Origin of the sequence: Spirillospora sp. NPDC052242 (assembly GCF_040679555.1) — a bacterium.
GTDB lineage: Bacteria > Actinomycetota > Actinomycetes > Streptosporangiales > Streptosporangiaceae > Spirillospora.
Genome location: NZ_JBFAUZ010000045.1, coordinates 35,120 through 59,010, shown reverse-complemented (window position 1 = coordinate 59,010; position 23,891 = coordinate 35,120). Strand labels below are relative to the sequence as shown.

Annotated in this window: 24 protein-coding genes; 6 read left to right on the top strand and 18 right to left on the bottom strand. The window is 73.4% G+C overall.

Translation table 11 applies throughout. The features are described 5' to 3' along the window. Positions 1-91: 91 nt before the first annotated feature. Together AB0L25_RS30900 and AB0L25_RS30895 are read right to left on the bottom strand one after the other, a co-directional pair. Entirely contained in the window at positions 92-889 is a 798-nt protein-coding gene (locus tag AB0L25_RS30900) for a carbon-nitrogen hydrolase family protein (RefSeq protein WP_500176259.1), read from the bottom strand. Between the two features lie 32 nt (positions 890-921). Continuing rightward, on the bottom strand, positions 922-3,426 hold the full coding sequence (locus AB0L25_RS30895; RefSeq protein WP_500176258.1) for a DEAD/DEAH box helicase: 2,505 nt from the start codon (positions 3,424-3,426) through the stop codon (positions 922-924). A 160-nt stretch (positions 3,427-3,586) separates the two neighbouring features. Between AB0L25_RS30895 and AB0L25_RS30890 the strand changes: the two genes are divergently transcribed. Together AB0L25_RS30890 and AB0L25_RS30885 are read left to right on the top strand one after the other, a co-directional pair. Then, positions 3,587-3,778, top strand: coding sequence for a hypothetical protein (locus AB0L25_RS30890; RefSeq protein WP_500176257.1), 192 nt, complete (start codon positions 3,587-3,589; stop codon positions 3,776-3,778). Next, positions 3,775-4,572 (top strand): SDR family oxidoreductase, encoded by a 798-nt coding sequence (locus AB0L25_RS30885; RefSeq protein ID WP_500176256.1) that lies wholly within the window; start codon positions 3,775-3,777, stop codon positions 4,570-4,572. The genes AB0L25_RS30890 and AB0L25_RS30885 overlap by 4 nt, the downstream gene beginning before the upstream one ends. A 21-nt stretch (positions 4,573-4,593) precedes the next feature. Here the strand turns inward: AB0L25_RS30885 and gnd are convergent, their stop codons facing one another. After that, positions 4,594-6,021: an NADP-dependent phosphogluconate dehydrogenase gene (gnd, locus tag AB0L25_RS30880; protein WP_500176255.1), complete on the bottom strand. Its 1,428-nt coding sequence runs from the start codon at positions 6,019-6,021 to the stop codon at positions 4,594-4,596. A gap of 150 nt (positions 6,022-6,171) precedes the next feature. Here gnd and AB0L25_RS30875 point away from each other — a divergent pair, with 150 nt between their 5' ends. Together AB0L25_RS30875 and AB0L25_RS30870 are read left to right on the top strand one after the other, a co-directional pair. Next, positions 6,172-6,939, top strand: a complete 768-nt coding sequence (locus tag AB0L25_RS30875; protein ID WP_500176254.1) for an HAD family hydrolase — start codon at positions 6,172-6,174, stop codon at positions 6,937-6,939. After that, a complete protein-coding gene (locus AB0L25_RS30870) occupies positions 6,936-9,341 on the top strand; it encodes a glycoside hydrolase family 65 protein (RefSeq protein WP_500176253.1) in 2,406 nt (801 codons plus the stop codon). Before AB0L25_RS30875 ends, AB0L25_RS30870 begins: the two co-directional genes overlap by 4 nt. Before the next feature lie 49 nt (positions 9,342-9,390). On the opposite strand, the gene soxR is transcribed toward AB0L25_RS30870, so the two are convergent. From soxR to AB0L25_RS30840, 6 genes are all read right to left on the bottom strand, one after another. After that, on the bottom strand, positions 9,391-9,942 hold the full coding sequence (gene soxR / locus AB0L25_RS30865) for a redox-sensitive transcriptional activator SoxR (protein WP_500176252.1): 552 nt from the start codon (positions 9,940-9,942) through the stop codon (positions 9,391-9,393). A 303-nt stretch (positions 9,943-10,245) separates the two neighbouring features. Further along, the gene (locus AB0L25_RS30860; RefSeq protein WP_500176251.1) at positions 10,246-12,063 is read right to left on the bottom strand and encodes a phosphoenolpyruvate carboxykinase (GTP); all 1,818 of its coding nucleotides are present in this window, start codon (positions 12,061-12,063) and stop codon (positions 10,246-10,248) included. Between the two features lie 177 nt (positions 12,064-12,240). Continuing rightward, a complete protein-coding gene (locus AB0L25_RS30855) occupies positions 12,241-13,326 on the bottom strand; it encodes an ABC transporter ATP-binding protein (RefSeq protein ID WP_500176250.1) in 1,086 nt (361 codons plus the stop codon). After that, the gene (locus AB0L25_RS30850) at positions 13,323-14,120 is read right to left on the bottom strand and encodes an ABC transporter permease (protein WP_500176249.1); all 798 of its coding nucleotides are present in this window, start codon (positions 14,118-14,120) and stop codon (positions 13,323-13,325) included. Before AB0L25_RS30850 ends, AB0L25_RS30855 begins: the two co-directional genes overlap by 4 nt. Then, a complete protein-coding gene (gene modA / locus AB0L25_RS30845) occupies positions 14,117-14,887 on the bottom strand; it encodes a molybdate ABC transporter substrate-binding protein (RefSeq protein ID WP_500176248.1) in 771 nt (256 codons plus the stop codon). Before modA ends, AB0L25_RS30850 begins: the two co-directional genes overlap by 4 nt. A 9-nt stretch (positions 14,888-14,896) precedes the next feature. Next, entirely contained in the window at positions 14,897-15,301 is a 405-nt protein-coding gene (locus tag AB0L25_RS30840) for a TOBE domain-containing protein (protein WP_500176247.1), read from the bottom strand. Between the two features lie 136 nt (positions 15,302-15,437). Here AB0L25_RS30840 and AB0L25_RS30835 point away from each other — a divergent pair, with 136 nt between their 5' ends. Next, the gene (locus AB0L25_RS30835; protein WP_500176246.1) at positions 15,438-15,869 is read left to right on the top strand and encodes a PPOX class F420-dependent oxidoreductase; all 432 of its coding nucleotides are present in this window, start codon (positions 15,438-15,440) and stop codon (positions 15,867-15,869) included. Positions 15,870-15,978: 109 nt separating this feature from the next. After that, entirely contained in the window at positions 15,979-16,650 is a 672-nt protein-coding gene (locus AB0L25_RS30830) for a hypothetical protein (RefSeq protein WP_500176245.1), read from the top strand. Here AB0L25_RS30830 and AB0L25_RS30825 read toward each other — a convergent pair. The 9 genes from AB0L25_RS30825 to AB0L25_RS30785 all read right to left on the bottom strand — a co-directional run bounded on the left by AB0L25_RS30825 (position 16,647) and on the right by AB0L25_RS30785 (position 23,811). Then, a complete protein-coding gene (locus tag AB0L25_RS30825; protein ID WP_500176244.1) occupies positions 16,647-16,850 on the bottom strand; it encodes a hypothetical protein in 204 nt (67 codons plus the stop codon). The two genes, AB0L25_RS30830 and AB0L25_RS30825, sit on opposite strands and share 4 nt — an antisense overlap. Before the next feature lie 110 nt (positions 16,851-16,960). After that, positions 16,961-18,361, bottom strand: a complete 1,401-nt coding sequence (der, locus tag AB0L25_RS30820) for a ribosome biogenesis GTPase Der (protein WP_500176243.1) — start codon at positions 18,359-18,361, stop codon at positions 16,961-16,963. 32 nt (positions 18,362-18,393) lie between these two features. After that, positions 18,394-19,056: a (d)CMP kinase gene (gene cmk, locus AB0L25_RS30815; RefSeq protein ID WP_500176242.1), complete on the bottom strand. Its 663-nt coding sequence runs from the start codon at positions 19,054-19,056 to the stop codon at positions 18,394-18,396. 162 nt (positions 19,057-19,218) lie between these two features. After that, on the bottom strand, positions 19,219-20,325 hold the full coding sequence (locus AB0L25_RS30810) for a prephenate dehydrogenase (protein WP_500176241.1): 1,107 nt from the start codon (positions 20,323-20,325) through the stop codon (positions 19,219-19,221). A gap of 50 nt (positions 20,326-20,375) precedes the next feature. Then, on the bottom strand, positions 20,376-20,738 hold the full coding sequence (aroH, locus tag AB0L25_RS30805) for a chorismate mutase (RefSeq protein ID WP_500176240.1): 363 nt from the start codon (positions 20,736-20,738) through the stop codon (positions 20,376-20,378). A 34-nt stretch (positions 20,739-20,772) separates the two neighbouring features. Further along, entirely contained in the window at positions 20,773-21,504 is a 732-nt protein-coding gene (locus AB0L25_RS30800; protein ID WP_500176239.1) for a pseudouridine synthase, read from the bottom strand. A gap of 37 nt (positions 21,505-21,541) precedes the next feature. Continuing rightward, positions 21,542-22,144: an SMC-Scp complex subunit ScpB gene (gene scpB, locus AB0L25_RS30795; RefSeq protein ID WP_500176238.1), complete on the bottom strand. Its 603-nt coding sequence runs from the start codon at positions 22,142-22,144 to the stop codon at positions 21,542-21,544. Next, positions 22,141-23,139, bottom strand: coding sequence for a segregation and condensation protein A (locus AB0L25_RS30790; RefSeq protein ID WP_500176237.1), 999 nt, complete (start codon positions 23,137-23,139; stop codon positions 22,141-22,143). The genes scpB and AB0L25_RS30790 overlap by 4 nt, the downstream gene beginning before the upstream one ends. 129 nt (positions 23,140-23,268) lie before the next feature. Beyond that, positions 23,269-23,811: a SecDF P1 head subdomain-containing protein gene (locus AB0L25_RS30785; RefSeq protein ID WP_500176236.1), complete on the bottom strand. Its 543-nt coding sequence runs from the start codon at positions 23,809-23,811 to the stop codon at positions 23,269-23,271. Positions 23,812-23,891 lie beyond the last annotated feature (80 nt).

The following is a 23,891-nucleotide window of genomic DNA, read 5'->3' as shown; positions in this document are numbered from 1 at the left end:
CGTTGCCACCTCGATACACGCCGCCCGCCCGGCGCGGCACCCGGCACGGTCAGGGCGGCACGGTCAGGGCGGCACGGTCAGGGCGGCACGGTCAGCGCGGCACGACCGTGAAGCGGCGCAGCGCCAGGGCCGGGTTCCGCTCCCGGACGGCCGCGACCCGCGCGGGCGCGACGTCGGCCACGGCGGCGCCCGGCGCCTCCCCCAGCGACGCCGCCACCACGCCCATCGGGTCGACGATCATGCTGTTGCCCGCGCCGGTCGGCGCGCACTGGTCCGCGGCCGCCACGTAGATCGTGTTCTCGATGGCGCGGGCGCGCACGAGCGTCCGCCAGTGGTCCTCCTTGAGCGGCCCCGGAACCCACTGGGCGGGCAGCAGGAGGACGTCGGCGCCCGCGTCCACGATCCGGCGCGTCACCTCGGGGAACCGCACGTCGTAGCAGGTCTGCATGCCGAACGTGACACCGTCCACCGCGAACGTCTCGGGGTCGCCGATGTCGCCGGGCCGGACGATCTCCGACTCCTTGTACCCGAACGCGTCGTACAGGTGCGTCTTGCGGTAGGTCGCGGCGACCGTCCCGTCGGGGGCGAGCGCGACGAGCACGTTGGCGATGCGGTCCGGTTCGTCCAGCCGCTCGTTCAACCCGGCGACGACGTGCACGCCGTGCTCGCGCGCCAGGTCGCCGAGCCCGGCCGCGAACGGGCCGTCGAGCCGCTCGGCGGAGTCGACGTACCGCCGGTCCAGTTTCGGCGCCGCGAACATCGCGAACTCGGGGCACACCACGACCTTCGCGCCGCGCCCGGCGGCCTCCGCCACCAGGTCCCCGATCGCGCGGAGGTTCTCGTCCTTGTTCGTCCCGGGCGCGAACTGCGCCACCGCGACCTGCACCATTCTCCCGTCCTCCCGCTCTCGGAAACGCCGCGTCAGAGCCGGTCCACGCCGGTCACCCGGACGACGGCCTCGCCCTCCTGGTCGGAGCCCGCGAGGTCCACCTCCGCGGAGATCCCCCAGTCGTGGTGCCCCTCCGGGTCGTCGAACACCTGCCGGACCCGCCACAGCGCGTCCTCGGGGACCTCCTCGATCTGCAGCAGCTTCGGGCCGCGCGCGTCCGGGCCCGTCAGCAGCTCGTCGTGCTCGGCGAAGTAGCCGTCCATGGCCTCCGCCCAGGCGTCCGCGCCGAAGTCCGGGTCCAGCTCGCCGAGGTCGCGGTACCGCTCCAGCGCCGCCAGCTCCACGCGGCGGAACAGCGCGTTGCGCACCAGCACCCGGAACGCCCGCGCGTTCGCGGTGACCTTCGTGACGCGCTCCTCGATCGGCTCGTCGGGCTCCTCGGCCGGGTTGGCGAGCTGCTCCCACTCGTCCAGCAGGCTGGAGTCGACCTGCCTGACCAGCTCCCCGAGCCACTCGATCAGGTCGATGAGGTCGTCGGTCTTGATCGACTCGGGGACGGTCTGCTGCAGCGCCTTGTACGCCCCGGACAGGTACCGCAGCACCAGCCCCTCGCCCCGCGCCAGCTCGTAGTAGCCGATGTACTCGGTGAACGTCATCGCCCGCTCGTACATGTCGCGCACCACCGACTTGGGGCGCAGCGGATGGTCGCCCACCCACGGGTGCCCCGCCCGGTAGATCTCGTAGGCGGCGCCGAGCTCCTCCTCGAGCGGCTTCGGGTAGTCGACGTCCTGGAGCAGCTCCATCCGCTCCTCGTACTCGATGCCCTCGGCCTTCATCTCCTGCACCGCCGCGCCGCGCGCCTTGTTGAGCTGCGCCGCGAGGATCTGCCGGGGATCGTCGAGCGTCGCCTCGATCACCGACAGGACGTCCAGCGCGTACGACGGCGAGCCCGGGTCGAGGACCTCGAACGCGGCGAGCGCGAACGTCGACAGCGGCTGGTTGAGCGCGAAGTCCTCCTGCAGGTCGACGGTGATCCGCGCGTACCGCCCGACGTCGTCCGGCTCCGGCAGCAGCTCGACCACTCCCCCGGCCAGCAGCGACCGGTAGATCGCGATGGCGCGGGAGATGTGCCGCCGCCGCGCCGCGGGCTCCTCGTGGTTGTCGGTCAGCAGCCGCTTCATCGCCTGGAACGCGTTGCCCGGGCGCGCGATCACCGACAGCAGCATCGCGTGGCTCACCTGGAACCGGGACCGCAGCATCTCCGGCTCGGCGTCCTGCAGCTTGCGGAAGACCTCCTCGTCCCAGCCGACGAACCCCTCCGGCGGCTTCTTGCGCTGCACCTTCCGGCGCTTCTTCGGGTCGTCGCCCGCCTTCGCGAGGGCCTTCTCGTTCTCCACGACGTGCTCGGGCGCCTGCGCGACGACGAATCCGACCGTGTCGAAGCCCGCGCGGCCCGCCCGTCCGGCGATCTGGTGGAACTCGCGGGCCCGCAGCCGCCGCACCCGGCTGCCGTCGTACTTGCTGAGCGCCGTGAACACGACCGTCCGGATGGGGACGTTGACGCCGACGCCGAGCGTGTCGGTACCGCAGATGACCTTGAGCAGCCCGGCCTGCGCCAGCCGCTCCACCAGCCGCCGGTACTTGGGCAGCATCCCGGCGTGGTGGACGCCGATGCCGTGCCGCACGAACCGGGACAGGTTCCGGCCGAACTTGGTCGTGAACCGGAAACCGCCGATCAGCTCGGCGATCCGCGCCTTCTCCGCCTTCGTGCACACGTTGATGCTCATCAGCGACTGCGCCCGCTCGATCGCGGCGGCCTGCGTGAAGTGCACCAGGTAGATCGGCGCCTTCTGCTCGCCGAGCAGCTCCTCGATCGTCTCGTGCAACGGCGTGACCCGGTAGTCGTAGATCAGCGGGACGGGACGCTCCGCGGACGTGACGAGCGCGGTCGGCCGTCCCGTCCGGCGGGTGAGGTCCTTCTGGAAGAACCCGACGTCGCCGAGCGTCGCCGACATCAGCAGGAACTGGGTCTGCGGCAGCTCCAGCAGCGGGATCTGCCACGCCCAGCCCCGCTCCGGCTCGGCGTAGAAGTGGAACTCGTCCATCACCACGACGCCGATGTCGGCCTGCGCGCCGTCCCGCAGCGCGATGTTGGCGAGCACCTCGGCGGTGCAGCAGACGATCGGGGCGTCGGCGTTGACGCTGGCGTCGCCGGTCATCATCCCGACGTTGTCGCGGCCGAACATCTCGCACAGGTCGAAGAACTTCTCCGACACCAGCGCCTTGATCGGCGCGGTGTAGAAGCCGACCTGGTCCTTGCCGAGCGCGGCGAACAGCGCCCCCGCCGCGACCAGGCTCTTGCCGGAGCCGGTCGGCGTGGACAGGATCACGTTCGCGCCGGACACGACCTCGATCAGCGCCTCCTCCTGCGCGGGGTACAGCGTGATCCCGCGCCCGGACACCCACCGCTCGAAGGCCTCGAACAGCGAATCGGCGTCGGCGTCGTTTCCGGAGGGAAGCTCATCGATAAGACTCACCCCTCCATCCTGCCCCCGATCGCCCGCCGACCGGGAACCGGAGCGGAACCGGAGTGCGGGCCGAACCTCCGGGACGGGCGGTTAGGGCGCCGCCGTCCGGCAAGAATCCGCTGATCCGGCGCCGGAGACGGCGCGGAGGACGACCTGAGGAGGCGAGGACATGCGCAAGGACGAGGAGCGGGGGCCCGGGGCCGGTTCCGGACGGGAGGACCGGCCGCACGAGCGGATCGTCCCCGGGACGGCGAGCGCCGCGGAGGGGTACCAGGACGAGGACGAGCACGGCACGCGGACGGGCGACCCGACCGCGGGGGTCGAGCGGGACGACGAACCCGGGCGCGGGGACGATCGGTGAACGGTTACGACAGGGTCGCGGTCGTCACCGGCGCGGACTCGGGGATCGGGAAGGCGACCGCGGTCGCGCTCGCCGGGCGCGGCTTCAACGTCGGGATCACGTTCCGGTCCGACGAGGAGGGCGCGCGGGGGACGGTCGCCGAGGTGGAGGCGGCGGGACGGCGGGCGGCGGTGCGGCGGCACGACCTGACCGACCCGGAGGCGGCCTCCGCGGCGATCGACGAGCTCGCCGACGAGCTGGGCGGCCTCGGCGTCCTGGTGAACAACGCCGGGACGGGCAGCATGCGGCCGCTGGTCGACACGGACTACGGCGAGTGGCGCGAGGTGCTGTCGGTCGACCTCGACGGCGCGTTCCTGTGCTCGCGGCGGGCGGCCCGGCGGATGATCGAGCGCGGCCGGGGCGGCCGGATCGTCAACGTGACGAGCGTCCACGAGGAGTACCCGAGGGTCGGCGCGGGCCCGTACTGCGCCGCGAAGGGCGGGCTGAAGATGCTGGCCCGCGTGCTGGCGCTGGAGCTTTCGCAGCACGGGATCACCGTGAACACGGTCGCGCCGGGCGAGATCGCGACGCCGATGACGGGTCAGCACGAGCGGCCGCCCGAGGCGGACAGCAGGCCCGGCTACCCGCTGGCCCGCCCCGGGCACGCGAAGGAGGTCGGCGCCGCGATCGCGTTCCTCGCCGGTCCCGAGTCGTCCTACGTCACCGGCGCGTCCCTGTTCGTGGACGGCGGCCTGGGGCTGATGGGCCCGCAGGCGGCCGGTGCCCTCGACTCGCCGAAGTGGCGCGAGGGGTGACCGGGGTGCCAGGAGTGGCGGTCAGGACGTGACCTCCGTGCGGTCGCCGCCCCAGAGGGTGTGGAACGTGCCGTCGCGGTCGACCCGCCGGTAGGTGTGCGCGCCGAAGAAGTCCCGCTGGCCCTGGGTGAGCGCGGCGGGCAGCCGGGGCGCGCGCAGCGAGTCGTAGTAGGCCAGGGCGGCGGAGAAGCCGGGCACGGGGACGCCGTGCTTCGCGGCGATCGCGATGACGTTGCGCCACGCCTCTTGGGCGTCGCCGAGCGCCTCGGCGAAGTGCGCGTCGGTCAGCAGCGTCGGGGTCCCCGGGTCGGCCTCGTAGGCGGCGCGGATCCGGTCGAGGAACCGGGCGCGGATGATGCAGCCGCCGCGCCAGATCGTCGCCATCGCGCCCGCGTCGATGTTCCAGCCGTACTCGGCGCTGCCCGCCTGGATCTCGTGGAAGCCCTGCGCGTACGCGACGATCTTGGACGCGTAGAGGGCCTTCTCGATCGCGTCGGGGACGCCGGGCAGCGTCTGCGCCCCGGCGCGGGCGGGTCCGGGCAGGTCGCGGGCTGCCTCGCGCAGCGCGGCGTGGCCGGACACCGACCGGGCGAACACGGCCTCGGCGATGCCGCCGACGGGGACGCCGAGGTCGAGCGCGCTCTGCACCGTCCAGCGTCCGGTGCCCTTCTGCTCGGCCTGGTCGAGGACGACGTCGACGAACGGGCGCCCGGTGGCGGCGTCGGTGTGCGCGAGGACCTCGGCGGTGATCTCGATGAGGTACGACTCGAGGCGGCCGGTGTTCCACTCGCGGAACACCGCGGCGATCTCGTCGGGGGCGAGCCCGGCGGCGTGCCGCAGCAGGTCGTAGGACTCGGCGATCAGCTGCATGTCGGCGTACTCGATGCCGTTGTGGACCATCTTCACGAAGTGCCCGGCGCCGTCCGGGCCGACGTGGACGGCGCAGGGCGTCCCGTCGACGTGGGCGGAGATGTCCTCGAGCAGCGGGCCGAGGGACGCGTAGGACTCGGCGGACCCGCCCGGCATGATGCTCGGCCCGTGCAGCGCGCCCTCCTCGCCGCCGGAGATCCCCGTGCCGACGAAGTGGATGCCGCGCTCGCGCAGGTCGGCCTCGCGGCGGCGGGTGTCGGCGAAGTGCGCGTTGCCGCCGTCGACGATCATGTCGCCGGGTTCGAGCAGCGGCGCGAACTCCTCGATGACCGCGTCCGTCGCCGGGCCCGCCTTCACCATGATCACCAGCTTGCGGGGCCGCTCCAGCGACGTGACGAACGCCTCCGCCGACTCGGCCGGCAGGAACGTCCCCTCGTCGCCGAACTGCTCCACCAGCTCCTTCGTCCGGGACGGCGTGCGGTTGTGCACCGCGACCGGATGGCCGTGTCCGGCCAGGTTCCGGGCCAGGTTGCGGCCCATCGTCGCGAGCCCCGTGACACCGATCCGCGCCTTCTCCATGTGATCTCTCCTTGTCGTGTGCGACCCTGACCGCGGGCGGGTACGCAAGATCGCGATCCCCCGTTCGAGCACCGTGCCCGCATGCCCTTATTCCCCACGGGAACGGGTCGCACGTGACGAACGACGGGATCACGAGCGAGTGGGGGTGCGATGCTGGGGCTTCCTGACGGGACCGCGGCGTGTCTGTTCGACCTGGACGGCGTGCTCACGCGGACGGCGTCGGTGCACGCGGCCGCGTGGAAGGAGATGTTCGACGGGTACCTGCGGGAGCGGGCCGGCCGGACCGGGGAGCCGTTCGTCCCCTTCGACATCGCGAAGGACTACGGCCCCTACGTGGACGGCAAGAAACGCGAGGACGGGACGCGGTCGTTCCTGGAGTCGCGCGGCATCGAGCTGCCGGAGGGCGACCCGGACGACCCGCCGGACGCCGAGACGATCCGGGGGCTCGGCAACCGCAAGAACGCGCTCGTCCTCGAGCTGATCGAGGAGAAGGGCGTGGAGCGGTTCGACGGGTCGATCGACTACGTGCGGGCGGTGCGGGACGCCGGGCTGCGGACGGCCGTCGTGTCGTCCAGCGCGAACACCGTCCAGGTGCTGGCGGCGGCCGGGATCACCGGCCTGTTCGACGCCCGGGTGGACGGCGTCGTCGCGGCCGAGCGGCGCCTTCCGGGCAAGCCCGCCCCCGACATGTTCCTCGCCGCCGCGCGGGAACTGGACGTCCCGGCGGCGCGCGCGGCGGTGTTCGAGGACGCGCTCGCGGGCGTGGAGGCGGGACGGGCCGGCGGGTTCGGGCACGTCGTGGGGGTCGACCGGGTCGGCGGGGCGCACGCGCGGGAGCTGGCCGAGCGCGGCGCGGACGTCGTCGTGGGCGATCTCGCGGAGCTCATGCAGGACGGGACGCGGAAGGGGAGCGCGTGAACATCCCGGAAGGGCAGGCGAGCGTCGACCGTCCGGTCTTCGTGGTCGAACCGTGGTGCGTGCGGGAGCCCGAGCTGCGGCTCGACCGGCTGCGGCAGAGCGAGTCGGTGTTCACGCTCTCCAACGGGCACGTCGGCCTGCGCGGCAATCTCGACGAGGGCGAGCCGCACGGGCTGCCGGGCACCTACCTGAACTCGTTCTACGAGCAGCGGCCGCTGCCGCACGCCGAGAGCGCCTACGGCTATCCCGAGTCGGGGCAGACGGTCATCAACGTCACCAACGGCAAGGTGATCCGGCTGCTGGTGGACGACGAGCCGTTCGACGTCCGCTACGGCCGGGTGCACCATCACGAGCGCGTCCTCGACATGCGCGCCGGGACGCTCACCCGGAACGTGGAGTGGACGTCCCCGGCGGGCCGCCGGGTGCGGGTCGGCTCGGTGCGGCTGGTGTCGCTGACGCAGCGGGCCATCGCGGCGATCTGCTACGACGTGGAGCCGGTGGACGAGGCGATCCGGATCGTCGTGCAGTCCGAGCTCGTGGCGAACGAGGCGCTGCCCGGCGGCGGGAAGGACCCGCGCGCGTCGGCGATCCTGGACAGCCCGCTGGTCAGCGAGGAGCACGTCGCCAACGGCAAGAAGGTGCTGCTGCTGCACTGCACGCGGGAGAGCGACCTGCGGATGGCGGCGGGGATGTCGCACGACATCGAGGGCCCGGAGGCGATGTCGGTCGACACCGAGAGCTCCCCGGACGTGGGCCGGCTGACGGTCGCGACGCGCATCGAACCGGGGCAGCGGCTCCGGATCGTCAAGTACATCGCCTACGGGTGGTCGAGCCAGCGGTCCCGCCCGGCGCTGCACGACCAGGTCGTCGGGGCGCTCGCGGGCGCGCGGCAGACCGGCTGGGAGGGGCTGCTGGCGGAGCAGCGCGAGTTCCTCGACGCGTTCTGGCAGTGCGCGGACGTCGAGGTGGAGGGCGACGCCGAGATCCAGCAGGCCGTCCGGTTCGGGCTGTTCCACGTGCTGCAGGCGGGCGCGCGCGCCGAACGCCGCATGATCCCGGCCAAGGGCCTCACCGGGCCCGGCTACGACGGGCACACGTTCTGGGACACCGAGACGTTCGTCCTGCCGGTGCTCACCTACACCCTGCCGGACGCGGCCGCCGACGTCCTCGCGTGGCGGCACATGATCCTGCCGCTGGCCCGCGAGCGCGCCCGCCAGCTCGGCCTGCGCGGCGCCACGTTCCCCTGGCGGACGATCCGGGGCCACGAGTGCTCGGGGTACTGGCCGGCGGGCACCGCCGCGTTCCACATCAACGCCGACATCGCCGACGCGGTCGTCCGGTACGTGGACGTCACGCAGGACGTCGAGTTCGAGCGGGAGGTCGGCCTGGAGGTGCTGGTCGAGACGGCGCGGCTGTGGCGGAGCCTCGGCCACCACGACGTCGGCGGGGTGTTCCGCATCGACGGCGTCACCGGGCCGGACGAGTACAGCGCGATCGCCGACAACAACGTCTACACGAACCTGATGGCGCGGCGGAACCTGCAGGAGGCCGCCGAGACGGCCATGCGGCACCCGGACGTCGCCGAGCGGCTCGGCGTGGACGCCGAGGAGGCCGCGTCGTGGCGGGACGCCGCCGCCGCGATGCTGATCCCCTACGACCAGCGGCTCGGGGTGCACCCGCAGAGCGAGGGGTTCACCAACCACGCCCGCTGGGACTTCGCCGCGACGAAGCCCGACCACTACCCGCTGCTGCTGAACTACCCGTACTTCGACCTGTACCGCAAGCAGGTGGTCAAGCAGGCCGACCTGGTGCTGGCGCTGCACCTGTGCGGGCAGGCGTTCACCGACGACCAGAAGGCCCGCAATTTCGCGTACTACGAGGCGCTGACCGTCCGGGACTCGTCCCTGTCGGCGCAGACGCAGGCCGTCATCGCCGCCGAGGTCGGCCAGCTGGAGCTGGCGCACGACTATCTGGGCGAGACCGCCCTGATGGACCTGCACGACCTGAACCGCAACACCGGCGACGGGCTGCACCTCGCGTCGATGGCGGGCGCCTGGAACGGCCTCGTCGCCGGGTTCGGCGGGATGCGGGCGGGCGGCGGGCGGCTCCGGTTCGCGCCGCGGCTGCCCGGCGGGATCAGCCGGCTGACGTTCCGGATGCGGTACCGGGGCAGCCTCGTGCGGGTGACCGTGACCGCCGAGTCCGCCCGCTACGACCTGCTGGACGGCCGGGGCATCAAGCTGTGGCACCACGGCGAGCCGTTCACGCTGGGCGAGGAGCCCGTCGAGCTGCCGATCGAGCCGGTCGCGGCGCAGCCGCCGCCGACGCAGCCCGCCGGGCGGGAGCCGATGCCGCGCCGCCTCGACCCGCACGGCCACGACGCCCGCCGCCGCGACCGCTGAGGGCCCTCGCTCGTCCGGGAGCGGACCGGCGAGGGGAGCAGCGTGGGCGTTACTCGGGGGGCGTGCAGACGGGGGCGCAGGCGTCCTCGTCGCGCGCCGGACGGGCGCCGTTCCCGGCGGGCTCCTCGGTGCGGGGCGCGCGGGCGGAGCCGGTCAGCAGGCGGCGGGGGCCGGGGCCCTCGTCGCCGAGGCGGTCGTAGGGGTTCGCGAGGGCGCACTTGCTGATCGAGAGGCAGCCGCAGCCGATGCAGTCGGTGAGGTCGTCGCGGAGCTTCTCGAGCTGGGCGATGCGGTCGTCCAGGGTGCCGCGCCAGTGCCGGGACAGCCGCGCCCAGTCGTCGACGGTCGGGGTGCGCCCCTCGGGCAGCGTGGCGAGCGCCTCGCGGATCTCGGCGAGCGGGATGCCGACCCGCTGGGACACCTTGATGAAGGAGACCCGGCGGAGCGTGTCGCGGCTGAACCGGCGCTGGTTCCCGGCCGTCCGGCGGCTGCTGATCAGTCCTTTGGACTCGTAGAAGTGCAGGGCGGAGACGGCCACGCCGCTGCGCTCGGCGAGCTGGCCGACGGTCAGTTCGTGCACCCGGAATTCCAGCCGCGTCATGCTCCGCATCCTAAACGCCGGACCCGGGTGCCCGATGGCGCGGCCGATCCGGACGCGGGCGGCTAGTGCGGGCGCGGGAACGGCTCGCCGTACGGCCGCCGGCCGCGCAGCGCCAGCACCCACCAGTGGCGGGTCATGAGGTCGAACACGCCTGCCTCCCGGACTCGGGGAACGGTCACACCGCCCGTTCCCGCAGGAAAGCGGGGCAAGCACGCGCGACGGCGGCGCCCGCCGCCCGGACGTGCCGGGCGGCGGGCGCGCGATGCCGTGCGGGAGGCGCCGCGCTCGGGGGCGCCGTGCGGGTCAGTGCTCCAGGCGGCGCACCAGGCTGTGGTACTCGTCCCACAGGGCCTTCGGGGTGTGGTCGCCGAACGTCTCGAAGTGCGGCACGACGAGCGCGGCCTCCTCCTTCCACACCTCGGGGTCGACCGTCAGGAGGGTGTCGAGGGCGGCGTCGTCGATGTCGAGGCCCTCGGTGTCCAGCGACTCCTTGGTCGGCAGGTGCCCGATCGGGGACTTGACCGCGTCGGCCTTGCCGTTGAGGCGCTCGACGATCCACTTCAGCACGCGGCTGTTCTCACCGAAGCCGGGCCAGATGAACTTGCCGTCGGCGTCCTTGCGGAACCAGTTGACGTAGTAGATCCGGGGCAGCTTCTCGGCGTCGGTGGCCTTGCCGATGTCGAGCCAGTGGCCGAAGTAGTCGCCCATGTTGTAGCCGCAGAACGGCAGCATCGCGAACGGGTCGCGGCGCAGCTCGCCGACCTTGCCCTCGGCGGCGGCGGTCTTCTCCGACGCCACGTTGGCGCCGAGGAACACGCCCTGCTGCCAGTCGAACGACTCGGTGACGAGCGGGACGGCGGTGGCGCGGCGGCCGCCGAACAGGATCGCCGAGATCGGCACGCCCTTCGGGTCCTCCCACTCGGGCGCGATGATCGGGCACTGCCCCGCCGGGGTGGTGAACCGGGCGTTGGGGTGCGCGGCGGGCGTCTCCGACTCGGGCGTCCAGTCGTTGCCCTTCCAGTCGGTGACGTGCGCCGGGGGCTCGTCGGTCAGGCCCTCCCACCACACGTCGCCGTCGTCGGTGAGGGCGACGTTGGTGAAGATGCTGTTGCCCCACAGGGTCTTCACGGCGTTGGCGTTGGTGCTCTCGCCGGTGCCGGGCGCGACGCCGAAGAAGCCGGCCTCGGGGTTGATCGCGTAGAGGCGGCCGTCGTCGCCGAACCGCATCCAGGCGATGTCGTCGCCGATCGTCTCGACCTTCCAGCCGGGGATCGTCGGCTCCAGCATGGCGAGGTTGGTCTTGCCGCAGGCGGACGGGAACGCGGCGGCGACGTAGCGGGTCTCGCCGTCCGGCGGGGTCAGCTTGAGGACGAGCATGTGCTCGGCCATCCAGCCCTCGTCGCGGGCCATCGTGGAGGCGATCCGCAACGCGTAGCACTTCTTGCCGAGCAGGGCGTTGCCGCCGTACCCGGAACCGAACGACCAGATCTCACGGGTCTCGGGGAAGTGCGTGATGTACTTCGTGGAGTTGCACGGCCACTTGACGTCCTGCTGGCCGGGCTCCAGCGGGGCCCCGACGGAGTGGACGGCCTTGACGAACGAGCCGCGCTCCTCGATCAGCCGCAGGGCGCCCGCGCCCATCCGGGTCATGATCCGCATCGACACCGCGACGTAGGCGGAGTCGGTGATCTCGACGCCGAGCTGGGAGATCTCACCGCCGAGCGGACCCATGCAGAACGGCACCACGTACATGGTGCGGCCCTTCATGCAGCCGTCGAAGAGCCCGTTCAGGGTCTCGCGCATCTCGCCGGGGGCGATCCAGTTGTTGGTGGGACCGGCGTCCTCCTCCTTCTCGGAGCAGATGTACGTCCGGTCCTCCACGCGGGCCACGTCGGTGGGGTCGGAGGCCGCGTAGAAGCTGTTGGGTCGTTTCGCCGGGTCGAGCCGCGTGAGCGTGCCCTGCTCGACGAGCAGGCCGGTGAGCCGCTCCCACTCGTCGTCCGAGCCGTCGCACCACTCGACGCGGTCGGGCTTGGTCAGCTCGGCGATCCCGCGTACCCAGTCAATCAGTTCGGTGTGACCGGTAGGGGCCTGGTCGAGGCCGGGGACCTGGATGGACACGGGCTACTCCTTCAGCTGTTCGCAGGATCTTTGCATGATGAACAAGACCCTCGGTTTTTGCCATTTGGTCTGGACCAATCCCGTCGGTTTTTGGGTCTTCCCGACCCCTTTTGTGATTGATATCACCAGACTACGGGCGGCCCGGACGTCTCATCCCAAACCAGGACATAACCGCCCTCAAGCTGGGTAAACGTGCGTCTCGGTGGCCTTGACGGCCGCCCATATCGGGCTGCCTTCCGACAATTGGAGCTCCGCGACCGCCGCGGGGGTGACGTCCGCGAGGGCCGTAATGGCGTCGCCCGCCAGCCGTACCCGCACCCGGTCCCCGTGCCGTTCGATCGTTCCCACGCGGGCCTTCCAGAGGTTGCGGGGGCTGCCGTCCGGGCGCGTCCGGTACAGCGCCACGGCCGATGGCGCGAAGGCCACGAACACCTGACCGGTGAGTGACTCCACAGTGTCCAGAGTGTGAGAACCGTCACCCAGCACGACGCGGCCGCCTTCGGCCGTCCCCCGGTAGAGGTTCAGCCCGACGAGGCGCGCGACGTAGTCGGTGCGGGGCCGCCGCGCGACCTCCGCCGGTTCGCCCTCCTGCACGGGCCGCCCGTCCTCGACCACGACGATGCGGTCGGCCAGGACCATCGCGTCCAGCGGATCGTGGGTGACGAGCACCGCCGCGCCCGCGAACCCGGCGAGGTGGCGGCGCAGCGCCGCCCGGATCTCCATCCGGGTGTGGGCGTCGAGCGCGGCGAGCGGCTCGTCGAGCAGGAGCAGGCCCGGACGGACGGCCAGCGCGCGGGCGAGCGCGACGCGCTGCGCCTGGCCGCCGGACAGCTCGCGCGGCTTGGCCGACGCGTACGCGCCGAGGCCCACGCGCTCCAGCCACTCGGCCGCGACCCGCCGCGCCTCGCGGCGCCGGGCGCCCCCGCAGCGCGGCCCGAACGCGACGTTGTCGAGGGCGCTGAGGTGCGGGAAGAGCAGGTAGTCCTGGAACACCATGCCGATGCGGCGGCGCTCGGGCGGCAGCGGGCGCAGGTCGGCGCCGTCCAGCCGCACGTGCCCGCCGGACGTCGCGACGAGCCCGGCGAGGGCCCGCAGGGCCGTGCTCTTCCCCGCGCCGTTCGGCCCGAGCAGCGCCACGACCTCGCCGGGCCCGGCCGCCAGCGGCAGATCGAGGGCGAACCCGCCGCGCCGCACGACCACCCGCGCGTCCAGGCCCGCCCCGGCCGCCCCCGCGTCCGCGCCTGCACCCGTCCCGCCGGTCATGACGCGCCCGTCCAGCGGTCGCGGAGGGCGGCCAGCACCACGACCGACACCGCGAGCATCACCAGGCTGAGGACGATCGCGGCCTGCGGGTCGGTCTCCAGCGCGAGGTAGACGGCCAGCGGCATCGTCTGGGTCTCGCCGGGGAAGTTCCCCGCGAACGTGATCGTCGCGCCGAACTCGCCCAGCGCGCGCGCCCAGCACAGGACCGCCCCCGCCGCGACGCCCGGCGCGACGAGCGGCAGCGTGACGCGGCGGAACGTCGTCCAGCGGGTGGCGCCGAGGGTCGCGGCCGCCTCCTCGTAGCGCAGGTCGGCGGCGCGCAGCGCCCCCTCGACGCTGATCACGAGGAACGGCATGGCGACGAACGCCTGCGCGAGCACCACCCCGGCCGTGGTGAACGGCAGCGTGATCCCCAGCGACTCCAGCGGGCCGCCGAGGATCCCCCGCCGCCCGGCGGCCAGCAGCAGCGCGACGCCGCCGACCACCGGCGGCAGCACCAGCGGCACCGTGACCAGCGCCCGGACGAGCCGGACGCCGGGGAACGGCACGCGCGCGAGCGTCCACGCCAGCGGCACGCCGAACAGCACGCACAGCACGGTCGCGATCGTCGCGGTGACCAGCGAGAGTTCGAGCGCGTCCAGGACCTCCGGCCGCGCCAGCCGGGTGCCGAGCGTCGACCACGGCGCGCGGACGAGCAGCCCGGCGAGCGGCAGCACGAGGAACGCGAGCCCGGCGAGCGCGGGCAGCACCAGGACCAGCGGCGGGCGGCCCGGGACGGTGTCCGGTGCGGTCACGGCGCCTGGAATCCGGTCCGGCCCAGCACGGCCCGGCCGCGCGGCCCCGTCACGAGGTCGATGAACTCCCGCGCGAGCCCCGGCTGCGGCGCGTGCGCGACCCGGACGATCGGGTACTCGTTGACGGCCTCGGCCGCCGCCGCGAACTCGATGCCCGTGACGTCCCCTCCGGCGGCCTTCGCGTCGGTGCGGTAGACGAGTCCGGCGTCGGCCTCCCCGAGCCGCACCTTGGTCAGCACGGCCTTGACGTCCTTCTCCCGCGACACGGGCTCGACCGCCACCCCGGCCGCGCCCAGCGCCGTGCGCGCCGCCGCGCCGCACGGCACCTGCTCGGCGCACAGGACGACCCGCAGTCCGTCGCGCGCCAGGTCGCCGACCGTCCGCACGCGGCCCGGATCGTCCTTGGGGACCGCGATGACGAGCCGGTTCGTGGTGAACACCCGCGGGTCGCCGGCCGCGTCGCCGGCGTCCGTCACCGTCTTCATGGTCGCGGGGCTGGCGGAGGCGAACACGTCCGCGGGCGCGCCCTGGGTGATCTGCTGGGCGAGCGTCGAACTCCCGGCGAAACCGAAGCGGACGTCCGTCCCGGGGTGGGACTCCTCGAACTCCTCCCCCAGTTCGGTGAACGTCTCGGTGAGCGACGCCGCGGCGAACACGGTCAGCGTCCGTCCGCCGCCGTCCCCGGAGGCGTCGTCCACCTCGCCGCATCCGGCGATGGCGGCGAGCAGGGCGAGCGATCCGGCGGCGGCCGTGATGCGCTGGAACACGTCTCCCCCTCAGCCCGCGTCGGGCAGCTCGACGACGACGTTGGTGGACTTCACGACGGCCTCGGCGACCACGCCCGCCGCGAGCCCCAGCTCGTCCGCCGCCTCGCGGCTCATCAGCGACACCACCCGGAACGGGCCGGCCTGGATCTCCACCTGCGCCATGACGCCGTCGCGGATCACCTCGGTGACGATGCCCCGCATGCGGTTGCGCGCCGAGGAGGACCGTTCGCCGTGCTCCCCGAGGCCGCCGCGCGCCTGGTCCCGGACGAACGCCGCCAGTTCGGGCCCGGGCACCCGCCGGCGCCCGTGCTCGTCCCGTGCGGCCGGGAGCCGCCCGCCGTCCACCCACCGCCGCACGGTGTCCGTGCTCACGCCCAGCAGCACCGCGGCCTCGCCGATCCCGAATGTCGTCACGCGGCAACCCTAGTGCCTCGCAGATTCGAGACCCATTCGGCAGATCATCCAGAGATTGCGAGTCGTATCAAGAATTCGACCGGCACATGCGACGAACACTTGACCTCGACCAGACTTGAGGTTCTACCGTCGTGGCATGGACACCATCACCGATCCCTTCACCGCCGCCGAACGCGCCTACCTCGCCGCGCAGGGCCTCGGACGCCTGTCCACGATCGGCCCCGACGGCGCCCCGCAGACGCGGCCGGTCGGCTTCCGGCTGAACGACGACGGCACCATCGACATCGGCGGCCCCGACAACGCGAACAGCCGCAAGTACCGCAACGTGCGGGCCGCCCCGCACGTGTCGTTCCTCGTCGACGACATGGCCCCGGCCGACGACCCCGACGCCGTCAAGCCCGGCTGGGGCCGCGGCGTCGAGATCCGCGGCGTCGCCGAGCTGGTCAAGGGCACCATGCACATCGGCCGGGGCTTCTTCAGCGACGACCTGATCCGCATCCGCCCGACCCGGATCGTCAGCTGGCACATCGACCCCGACCACCCCGACCTGCACTCCCGCGCGGTCTGACCGCACGGCGCCCCCTCGGGCCGTGCCGGCGCTCGCGGCCGTGTGGAGGGCGCGACCACGGGTAAAGGGAGTTCAAATTCCATCGGAGCCCGGTCAGGAGGGATCGATCATGACTGGGACCATGCGGATACCCCGCAGCCGGGGCGCCCTCAGCGGGACGCTGCTCGTGCTGGCGGGCCTGTGGGGCGGGCTCCTGCCCTTCGCCGGGCCCTACGCCGGCTTCGGATTCGCGCCGGACGAGCCGTGGGTCTACTCCGACGAGCGGCTGCTGCTGTCGGTGGCGCCCGCCGCGGCGGCCGGGATCGGCGGCCTCATCGTGCTCGCGAGCGCGAACCGCGCGGTCGCGATGGCCGGAGCGTGGCTCGCGGCCCTCGGCGGGGCCTGGTTCGTCGTCGGACGGCAGGTCGCGGTGCTCTGGGACGGGCGGGGCGTCGGCGCGCCGCTCGGGACGGGCGAGGGGCGGCGGCTCGCCGCGGAACTCGCCGGCTTCACCGCGCTCGGCGTCGTCGTGGTGTTCCTGGCCGCGCTCGCGCTCGGCCGCTTCGCCGTCGTCGGCGTCCGGGAGGCGGCGCACGCCGGCCCGCACGCGGAACCGCACGCACCGCACGCACCGTCCGGGCCGCACGGGCCGCCCGACGCCCGCGAGCCGTCCGGTTCCGGACGTCCGGAACCGGCGGAGCGGACGACGCAGCCCATGACGTTCGGCCGGTACGCCCGGGAGAACCGGCCGCCGTCCGGCGACCGCCCGGTGGCCGGTGAGCGCGGGTCCGAGCCCTTCTAGCGGTTGCCGCCGCGCATGTTGCGGACGGCCTTCGTCGTCTCGTAGCTGCGCTTCTCGTCGTCCACCTGGACGTCGTCGCGGTCGGTGAACATGGCCAGGAACCCGAACAGCAGGCCGACGCCGCCGATCCACGGTTCCCGCCAGGCGAAGCTCAGCGCGACGCACGCGACGGCACAGGAAAGGAACAACAGCAGCTTCACGTAAGCACCCCTCGAGTAATGGACAACTTACTCGCGCCCGCTGATTGCATCCTGACACGTCGCGGCCCGCCCGGGGAAGGACCCGGACGGGCCGTGATCGGGGTCGGGGCCTACTTGCGGCCCTTCCCGCGCTTCTCGCGGATCTTCATCGTGACGTCCAGCGGGGTGCCCTCGAAGCCGAACTCCTCGCGCAGCCGGCGCTCGATGAACCGCCGGTACCCCTCCTCGAGGAACCCGGACGTGAACAGCACGAACCGCGGCGGGCGCACGCCCGCCTGCGTCGCGAACAGCACCCTCGGCTGCTTCCCGCCGCGCACCGGGTGCGGGTGCGAGTTCACCAGGTCGGCGAAGAACTGGTTCAGCTTGGACGTCGGCACCCGGGTGCCCCAGCCCTCCAGGGCCGTGTCGATCCCGGGGACGAGCTTCTCCACGTGCCGTCCGGTCTTCGCGGAGATGTTCACCCGCGGCGCCCACCGGGCGTTGTGCAGCTGCCGGTCGATCTCGCGCTCCAGGTAGTGGCGGCGCTCCTCGTCCAGCAGGTCCCACTTGTTGTAGGCGATGACCAGCGCGCGGCCCGACTCGATCACCATCGAGATGATCCGCAGGTCCTGCTCGGCGAGCGGCTCCCCCGCGTCGACGAGGACGACCGCGACCTCGGCCCGCTCCAGCGCCGACTGCGTCCGCAGCGTCGCGTAGAAGTCGGCGCCCTGGTTCTCCCGGTGCCGCCGCCGGATCCCGGCGGTGTCGATGAACCGCCACTCCCGGCCGCCCAGCTCGATCAGCTCGTCGACCGGGTCGCGGGTCGTCCCGGCGACCGCGTCGACGACCGCGCGGTTCTCCCCCGCGAGCTTGTTCAGCAGGCTCGACTTGCCGACGTTCGGACGTCCCAGCAGCGCCACCCGGCGCGGGCCGCCCGCCTCCGCGAACGTCTCGGCCGGCGGCTCCTCGGGCAGCGCCTCCAGGACCGCGTCCAGCAGGTCGCCGCTGCCGCGCCCGTGCAGTGCGCTGACCGGGTGCGGCTCGCCGATGCCGAGCGACCACAGCAGCGCCGAGTCCGCCTCGGCGCCCGCGTCGTCGACCTTGTTCGCGACCAGCACCACCGGCTTGCCCGCGCGCCGCAGGATCTCCACCACGGCCTCGTCGACGTCCGTGGCGCCCACGGTCGCGTCGACCACGAACATCACGACGTCGGCGAGGTCGACCGCCAGCCGGGCCTGCTCGGCGATCGCCGCGGCCAGCCCGGACGAGTCCGGCAGCCAGCCGCCGGTGTCGACGACGGTGAACCGCCGCCCGCTCCACGTCGCGTCGTAGGCGACCCGGTCCCGGGTGACGCCCGGGACGTCCTCGACGACGGCCTCGCGGCGCCCCAGGATCCGGTTGACCAGCGTGGACTTGCCGACGTTCGGGCGGCCGACGACCGCCACCACCGGCGCCGGCCCCTCGTCCGCGCCGACCTCGGCGCCGACGTCGACCGTCTCCATGTCGACCGTATCGATCTCGTATTCGCTCACTGTGCTTCCCCGGCGGGCGCCGTACGGCCCGCTCACTCCCGCTCTTTGGCGAGGCGGACGACCGCCTCGATGACCTCGCCGAGCCCCAGCTCGGTCGAGTCGATCTCGTGCGCGTCGGCCGCCTTCGTCAGCGGCGACGCCTTCCGGGTCGAGTCGATCCGGTCCCGGCGGGCCTGCTCGGCCTGCGTGACCCGCACCGACGCGCCCGGGTCGGCCGCCAGTTCCTTCGCCCGGCGCTCCGCCCTGGCCTCCTCGCTCGCGGTCAGGAACACCTTCACCGCGGCGTCCGGCGCGACCACCGTGCCGATGTCGCGGCCCTCCACCACGATGCCGCCCGCACCGATGATCTCGCGCTGCAGGTCGACGAGCCGGGTGCGGACCGCCGGGACGGCGCTGACCGCGCTGACCGCGTTGGTCACCTCGCGGGTGCGGATCGGCCCGGACACGTCCTCGCCGTCCACCGCGATCGTCGGCGCGTCCGGGTCGGTGCCCGCCTCGATCGCCGGCTCCAGCGCGCGGGCCGCGACGGCGCCGGCGTCCTCCACCGGCACCCCGGCGCGCAGCATCCACCAGGTCATGGCGCGGTACATGGCACCGGTGTCCAGGTAACGCAGGCCCAGCGCGCGGGCCACGCCCTTGGAGGCGCTCGACTTGCCCGACCCGGAGGGTCCGTCCATGGCGATGACGAGCGGCACGATCGCTCCCTTTCTCTGTTCGTCGGAGCGCCCCACGGCGCGGCCGTCGGGCGAACGGGCGGCGCTCGTCCCGCCGCAGCGCGGCGTGCGCGTCCCCCGTACGAGCCCCGGCGCATCAGGCTACCGGCCCGCGGCCACCCCCGGCGCCGTGTCGCGGGCGGCTCAGCCCCCGGTGGGCCGGCCCGGCACCGACCAGCCCCGGGCGCGCAGCTCGTCGGCGAGCCGGTCGGCGGCCTCGGGGGCCACCGACAGCTCCAGGACGCCCAGCGGGCGGCCCGGCGAATGCTCGATCGTCACGTCCTCGATGTTGACCCCGGCGATCCCCGCCGCCTGGAACACCATCGCGAGCTCGCCCGGACGGTCCGGGATCACCACCTGGACGGGCGTGTACGCGGACTGGTCGCCGCCGTGCTTGCCCGGGATGCGGGACCGGCCCGCGTTGCCGCGCAGCAGCAGGTCGGCGACGTGCGCCGCGGCGCCCTCGCTGCCGTCCCGCAGCAGCGACGCGGCCACCGCGAGGTCGGTCGCCACGCCCTCCAGGACGTCCGCGACCGGCTGCGCGTTCGCGGCCAGGATCCCGATCCACAGCTTCGGGTCCCCGGCGGCGATCCGGGTGACGTCCCGGACGCCCTGGCCCGCGAGGCCGAGCGCCGTGTCGTCGGCGCCCGTCAGCCGGGCCGCGACCGCCGCCGACACCACGTGCGGGCCGTGCGACACCAGCGCGACCGCCCGGTCGTGCTCGGCCGCGTCCACCGTGACGGGCATCCCGCCGCAGGCCCGCGCCAGCGCGCTCACCCGCGCCACGGCGTCCGGGTCGGCCTCCGGCCCGGGGGTCAGCGCCCACGGGCGGCCGAGGAACAGGTCCGCGCGGGCGGCGCCCGGCCCGGACCGCTCGCTGCCCGCCAGGGGATGGCCGGGCACGAACACCGACATGTCGCAGCCCAGCTCGGCCGCCTGCGCCAGCGGCAGCGCCTTCACGCTCGCCACGTCGGTGTAGACGGACGCGAGGCCGCGCTTCTGCGCGTCCAGCAGCGTCACCGCCACGGCGGCGGGCGGCACCGCGAGGACGGCCAGGTCGGCGGGGCCGTCCGGGGCGCCGTCCGGCAGCGCCCGCCCGGCGCCGAGCTCGACGGCCAGTTCCAGCGCCGCCGCGTCCCGGTCGGTCAGCAGCACCTCGGCGCCCCGCTCCCGGGCGGCCAGGGCGATCGAGGTGCCGATCAGGCCCGTGCCGACCACGATGATCCGCAGGTCCGCCAGTTCGTCTTTCACGCCGTCACCCTATTCACTGCGATGTCCCGCCTGTTGCGCGTGCGTGCGCGTCACTGCGCGATGTCGAGCCGGAGGGCGGTCGCCCCGCGCAGGTACACGTGCTGGACGTCCGAGCGCGGCCGGTCCGTCTCGATGTGCGCCATCAGCCGGATCACCAGCGGGAGGGCGTGCGGGACGCCGATCTCCGTCGCGCACAGCAGCGGCACCTCGTGGAACCCGAGCTTGCGCGCGGCGAGCGCCGGGAACTCCGCCGTGATGTCCGGCGTCACGGTGAAGATCACGCTGATGACGTCGTCGGTGCCGAGCGCGTTGCGGCTCATCACCTCGTTCACCAGCTCCGTCGTCGCCTCCAGGATCTGGTCCCGGTCGTCGGCGTCGATCTGCGTCGCCCCGCGGACCGCGCGTACCGCCACCTGCACTCCCCTCCTCGTCGTCGTCCGCCCGCGGCTACAGCCCGACGGCCTTGTACAGCTCGCCGACCTCCCGGACGGTCAGCGCGCGCATCCCGCCCGGCTTCAGCTGCCCCAGCTTGATGGGCCCGAACTCTACGCGGGCCAGCTGCTGCACCGGGAAACCGACCTCCTTCAGCAGCCGCCGCACGATGTGCTTGCGCCCCTCGTGCAGGGTGATCTCCACGAGCACCCGGCGGCCGACCTGGTCGAAGATCCGGAACTTGTCGGCCTTCGCGGGCCCGTCCTCCAGCGTCACCCCGGCCTTCAGGCGCCTGCCGAGGTCGCGCGGGATGGGCCCGTGGATCTCGGCGAGGTAGGTCTTGAACACGCCGTAGCTCGGGTGGGTCAGCCGGTGCGACAGCTCCCCGTCGTTGGTGAGGAGGATCAGCCCCTCGGTGTCGGTGTCGAGCCGGCCGACGTGGAACAGCCGCTCGGGCACCTCCACGTAGTCGGCGAGGGACTTGCGGCCCCGCTCGTCCGCCATCGTGCTGACCACGCCGCGCGGCTTGTTGATCATGTAGTACCGCATCTCGGAGCGGGTCTCGACCCGCCGGCCGTCCACGTGGATGACGGCGCGGTCCGGGTCGACGCGCTCGCCGAACCGGAACACCTTCTTGCCGTTCACGGTGACGCGGCCCTCGCCGATCAGCTCCTCGCAGTGGCGGCGGCTGCCGATCCCGGCCTCGGCCAGGACCTTCTGCAACCGCACGCCTTCGTTCTCGCTCACGTTTCCTCGATCATCGATCAGCTCGGTCGGTCTTCGATCATGTCGGTCGGTCTTCGACCATCTCGTCGGGCAGGTCGTCGGGCAGGTAGGGGGCGAGCTCGGGCAGCTCGTCGAGGTCGCGCAGCCCCAGCCGCTCCAGGAAGTACCCGGTGGTGCGGTACAGGTGCGCCTGCGACTGCGGGTCCTGGCCGGCGTCCTCGATGAGGCCGCGCAGCGCCAGCGTCCGCATGACGCCGTCGCTGTTGACGCCGCGGATCGCCGACACGCGCGCGCGGCTCACCGGCTGCCGGTACGCCACGACGGCGAGGGTCTCCAGCGCGGCCTGGGTGAGCCGCGCCTGCCGCCCGTCCGTCACGAAGCGCTCCACGACCGGGGCGCACACGTCCCGGGTGTAGAACCGCCAGCCGCCGGCGACCTCCCTGAGGTCGAACCCGCGACCCTGCGCGGTGTATTCCGCGGCCAGCTCCCGGACGGCCGCCGCGATCTGCGGGCGGGGCCGTTCCAGCAGCTGCGCGAGCGTGATCTCGGCGACGGGCTCGTCGACGACCAGCAGGATCGCCTCGATCGCGGCGTGCAGGGTCGGGCCGTCCGGGGCGTCGAGCGGGCCGCCGGGCTCGGCGGTGATCGGTTCCTGGGTCATCGTCCCCCCTCATCGTCGTCGCGGGCGCCCGCGGAGTCCCCCGCGTCCTCGGCGTTCTCGGCGTCCCCCGTCTCCTCGGCGTCCCCGGGTTCCCCGTCTCCGGGGTCCCGCGGGGCGCCGTCGGCGCCCTCGGCGGGTCTCGGGGCGCCCTCGTAGTCGTCGCCGACCGCGACGTCGCCCTCGTCGGTGCCGGTCCAGGCGACGTGCAGCTCGCCTAGCGGCTCGTCCTGGCGGAACGCGACGGCCTGCTCCCGGTACAGCTCGAGCAGCGCCAGGAACCGCGCGACGACCTCGTAGGTGCCGTCGGCGTCGGCCGCCAGCACGCGGAACGTCGTGTTGCGCAGCCGCCGCAGCATCGCCACGACGATCTCCGCCTGCTCCTTGACGCTCGCCTTCGGCTGGTACATGTGCTCGACGGACACCGACGGCGGCGCCTTGGGCGCCATCGCGCGCGCGGCGAGCCGGGCGAACTCGTCCGGGCCGAGGCCGAGGAGCACGTCGGGCAGCAGGTTGGCGAACCGCGGCTCCATCGGGACGAGGCGGGGGTGGCGGCGGCCGTGCTCGGCGATGCGCGCCGCGAAGACCTGCGCGACCTCCTTGTACGCGCGGTACTGGAGCAGCCGCGCGAACAGCAGGTCGCGGGCCTCCAGCAGGGCGAGGTCCTCCTCGTCGTCGACCTCGCCGGACGGCAGCAGCCGCGCGGCCTTGAGGTCCAGGAGGGTCGCGGCGACCAGCAGGAAGTGGCTGGCCTGGTCGAGGTCCCAGTCCTTGCCGTGGGACCGGATGTGCGCGATGAAGTCGTCGGTGACCTTGTGCAGGGACACCTCGGTGATGTCGAGCTTGTGCTTGGAGATCAGCCCGAGCAGCAGGTCGAACGGCCCGTCGAAGTTGTCCAGGTGGACGTGGAACCCGCCCTCCTCGGCGGTCTCCGCACCGTCGTCCGGCCCGGGTCGCGGCGCGTCCGGCGGCGTCGTCTCCGGGGGCGTCTCCTCCACGTCGCTCACCGTAGCGGAGCCCACCCGCTCCTCCCCCCGTTCCGCCACGCCGTCCACCGGCCACATCGTCCCATGCCGCGGCGGGTGCGCGGGCACGTTCGGGGCCGGGGCGGGCGGTCCGGACGCCGGTCAGCCGCCGGTGATGCGCTCGATGAGGCCGTCGACCTGCGTCTGGGTGAAGTCACCGCTGATCAGGACCTCGCCGTCGGTGATGGGCTGCATCACCACCGGCGCCGAGACGATCTCGCCGCCGACCACGACGGCGATCCGCCGGCCGGGCGTCCCGGCCGGTTCCGCCGCGGCCTTCTCGGTCAGCCGCGCGAAGGCCTTCGCGTCGTCCCCGGTGAGCGTCACCTCGACCCCCCACGTCGTCGACGCCTCCGGCGGGGCGGACTTGATCGCGTCGACGCGCGCCACCTGGAAGCCGCCGGACTGCAGCAGGAGGCAGCCGTCCGCGGTGCCGTCGGGCAGGAACCCGGACGGGCACGGGCGCCCCGGCCGCTCGTCGGCGACCTGCGTGAACTCCAGCGGCATCCGCAGCTCCACGGGGCGGTCGGGCGCCGCACCGGACGACCCGGCCCCGCGCTCCTGCGTGCCGGCGAAACGGATCGCCAGGAACACACCGGCGGCCACCAGGACGATGGCCACGACGGCCACGGCCACCACGATCACGATGGCGTTCCTCGACGGTCCGCCGCCGTGCCCGGGCGGCGACGGCGGCGGCACGGGCGGCGCCCCGTACTGATTCACTT

Bases quoted from the DNA above. Each gene is read 5' to 3' on its own strand.
- AB0L25_RS30900 (WP_500176259.1), bottom strand. From the start codon at position 889: ATGGTGCAGGTCGCGGTGGCGCAGTTCGCGCCCGGGACGAACAAGGAC.
- AB0L25_RS30890 (WP_500176257.1), top strand. From the start codon at position 3,587: ATGCGCAAGGACGAGGAGCGGGGGCCCGGGGCCGGTTCCGGACGGGAG.
- gnd (WP_500176255.1), bottom strand. From the start codon at position 6,021: ATGGAGAAGGCGCGGATCGGTGTCACGGGGCTCGCGACGATGGGCCGC.
- AB0L25_RS30875 (WP_500176254.1), top strand. From the start codon at position 6,172: ATGCTGGGGCTTCCTGACGGGACCGCGGCGTGTCTGTTCGACCTGGAC.
- soxR (WP_500176252.1), bottom strand. From the start codon at position 9,942: ATGACGCGGCTGGAATTCCGGGTGCACGAACTGACCGTCGGCCAGCTC.
- AB0L25_RS30855 (WP_500176250.1), bottom strand. From the start codon at position 13,326: ATGACCGGCGGGACGGGTGCAGGCGCGGACGCGGGGGCGGCCGGGGCG.
- AB0L25_RS30835 (WP_500176246.1), top strand. From the start codon at position 15,438: ATGGACACCATCACCGATCCCTTCACCGCCGCCGAACGCGCCTACCTC.
- AB0L25_RS30830 (WP_500176245.1), top strand. From the start codon at position 15,979: ATGACTGGGACCATGCGGATACCCCGCAGCCGGGGCGCCCTCAGCGGG.
- scpB (WP_500176238.1), bottom strand. From the start codon at position 22,144: ATGACCCAGGAACCGATCACCGCCGAGCCCGGCGGCCCGCTCGACGCC.